Here is a 2,333-nt window from a genome sequence, read left to right on the forward strand (position 1 = left end):
CGCCCGCCGCGGCCACGCTCGCGCGCCACGCCGAGCGCCTGGCGCGCAGCCTCGCGACCGTCATCAACCTGCTCGACCCCCAGGTCATCGTTCTGGGCGGCGGCCTGTCCAACCTCCCCCACCTCTATGAGGCCCTCCCCGCCCTGATCCGCCCCTGGCTCTTCTGCGACGGCCTGGCCACCCGCATCCTCCCCCCGGTTCACGGCGACTCGAGCGGCGTGCGCGGCGCGGCCTGGTTGTGGGGTACCGAGCACCCGTAAGGTCGAACCCAACTGGAGGCCAACGCTTCAGCGGGCGGCCCGCGCGCTTAAGCCATGGTTGCGCAAGACCATCGCGGCAATCTGAATAGCTCATTCGATCAGCGCCTTGAGCAACGCATCCCGGGCGTCCGAATAGAACACCACGGTGACCCGCGTGGCGATCTCGTCATCCAACTCGATGAGCTGCTTGCGCGTGGTCACCGGCAGGAGAATCGTCTTGGCCCCCTTGTCCGCGGCGGCCTCGACCACGCTGACCACGTTGTAGACGGGCTCGATGGACCCGCCCAGGTTCAGCCCGCCGACCACGATCAGTCCGCCCTTGAGGCTCTTCTCCAGCAGAGCCGAACACAGCGCCAGCAAGGCCCCCACCCCGGTGGCGCTGCCGGACTTGCCGGCGTCGAAGGCGCGCAGTTGGACCGAGAACTCATGTGCCCGCGGGTCCCGGTCACCGACCAGGGTCTTTGCCCGCGTGTAGAGGTTCTGCTCGGCACAGCGCAGGCTCTCCTTGAAGGGCGCGGGCGGCGGTTGGTTGAGGATCTTCACCCCGGAGCCCGGCCCCTGGGTCACGTCCAGGCGATAGAGCCCCGGATGCTCTTCCAGCCCCCCGGGCGAGAGGACCCAGACCTGCCCGGGCGGCAGCGGATCGTCCCCGATGCTGTCCTCGCTTTGCAACTCCGGGGTGGAGACGAACTGCTCCACCCCGTCCAATCCCATCTGGAAGCTGAAGTGGGTGTTGCGAAATTCCGCGGAACCGATCCGCTTCTGCTGCTCCTTGACCCGCCGACGGCACTCCAGCGCCAGCCGGGCGGCCCATTCGATGGCGTGATCCGGGATCTCCTGGGAGTCGGGGCGTCCCGCCCCGAGTGCATCTCCGCCGGGGCCGAGACGGCCCCGCTCCGATTCCAACGGCTGGGGATACATCAGTTTGAGTAATCCGCTCATGGTCTTGTGGACGGCGTTGGTGTCGCGGCCGGTCAGGGCGGCGCCGAAGTGGATGCGGCCCTGAAGAATCGCGGGCGGGACGCCCGCGCTCCTTCTGGTCGAAGCTGATCCCTGAGACCTCATCGAAGCAGACCACGTCGTACTGACACACCAGCCCCCGCTGCCCGGTGCTGTTGTTGACGAACATGCGCGCCACCGACGCCTTACCGCCCGAGACCAGGTGCGCGTAGGGGGAGACCTGCTGGAACAGGTGGCTCTTACCGGTTCCGCGCGGCCCCAGTTCCACCGCGTTGTAGTTGTTCTCGACGAAGGGGACCATGCGCAGCAACATCACGTCGCGGGTGCGCGGCGACAAGTTCTCAGGTTCAAGGCCGACACTGCGCAGCAGAAACGCCTGCCACTGCTCGAAGCTGAACGCGGCGCGCCCGCGGGCCATGGTCTCCAGGGCATCGCGTTTGGAGAGCTGGATCTCGCGCAGCGACTCGATGCCGAAGGGCCGCCCGTTCTTCTCCTCGGCGATGCTCGGGTCATAACTCAGGTCCACCTCGGCATAGAAGCCGCCGGTAAGCATCCGCTCGTGGGTGTGGACCAGGGCATCGTCGATGCGGACATCCTTGAGCCGCAGGCTCGGCAGTTCCGCCACGAAGCAATCGTTCTTGGCATCCAGGCGCGCGGTGATCAGGTCGATCAGCTTCACCCGGCCCTGCTCCTTGGCGCGGGCCTTGAACAGCTCCTCCTCCCCGGCGCGCACCGTGCGGCTGGCGAGCTGGCGCTGCACGATGTCCAGACCCTCCTGGATCTCCGTCTCGTTGGTGCTGGAGCAGTAGCGCCCGAGCAGAAACTCGCCCACATAGGTCGGCACCGGATACTGGCCCTTGAACCGGCGTACCAAGTCCTTGCGGACGATGAAGCCGTCGAAGGCCTGGGCGGCGAGCTGGTCGAGTGCGTCGAGCTGCATGGATCAATCTCCCCCGATGGTCACTGACTGCTTGGCCACCACCTGTCCCGCCCGCAGGACGACCAACACCGCCGCCGCGCCTGCGTGCTGGTCATCCGTGACCAGCAGCGCGGCGGCACCGTCCGCGTCCGGCGGTTGCATCCGTCGGTCCGGGTCGAGCACGCTTGACCCCG

At 67.5% G+C, this 2,333-nt stretch carries 2 protein-coding genes and 1 pseudogene; 1 reads left to right on the forward strand and 2 read right to left on the reverse strand.

What is annotated here, in order from left to right; all coding sequences use genetic code 11:
• On the forward strand, window positions 1-260 hold a 260-nt coding region (locus QZY48_RS09275), incomplete at its 5' end, for an ROK family protein (protein ID WP_295430374.1).
• Between the two features lie 90 nt (window positions 261-350).
• Here QZY48_RS09275 and QZY48_RS09280 read toward each other — a convergent pair.
• On the reverse strand, window positions 351-1,325 hold the full coding sequence (locus tag QZY48_RS09280) for a BREX system Lon protease-like protein BrxL (protein ID WP_295430376.1): 975 nt from the start codon (window positions 1,323-1,325) through the stop codon (window positions 351-353).
• A 25-nt stretch (window positions 1,326-1,350) separates the two neighbouring features.
• Window positions 1,351-2,160, reverse strand: a pseudogene (locus tag QZY48_RS09285) (BREX system Lon protease-like protein BrxL); the annotation flags it as partial.
• Window positions 2,161-2,333 lie beyond the last annotated feature (173 nt).

This window comes from uncultured Thiodictyon sp. (assembly GCF_903828115.1).
GTDB lineage: Bacteria > Pseudomonadota > Gammaproteobacteria > Chromatiales > Chromatiaceae > Thiodictyon.

What these genes read in the sequence shown, in the direction of transcription:
- QZY48_RS09280 (WP_295430376.1), bottom strand. Translation starts at nt 1,325, where the DNA reads ATGAGGTCTCAGGGATCAGCTTCGACCAGAAGGAGCGCGGGCGTCCCG.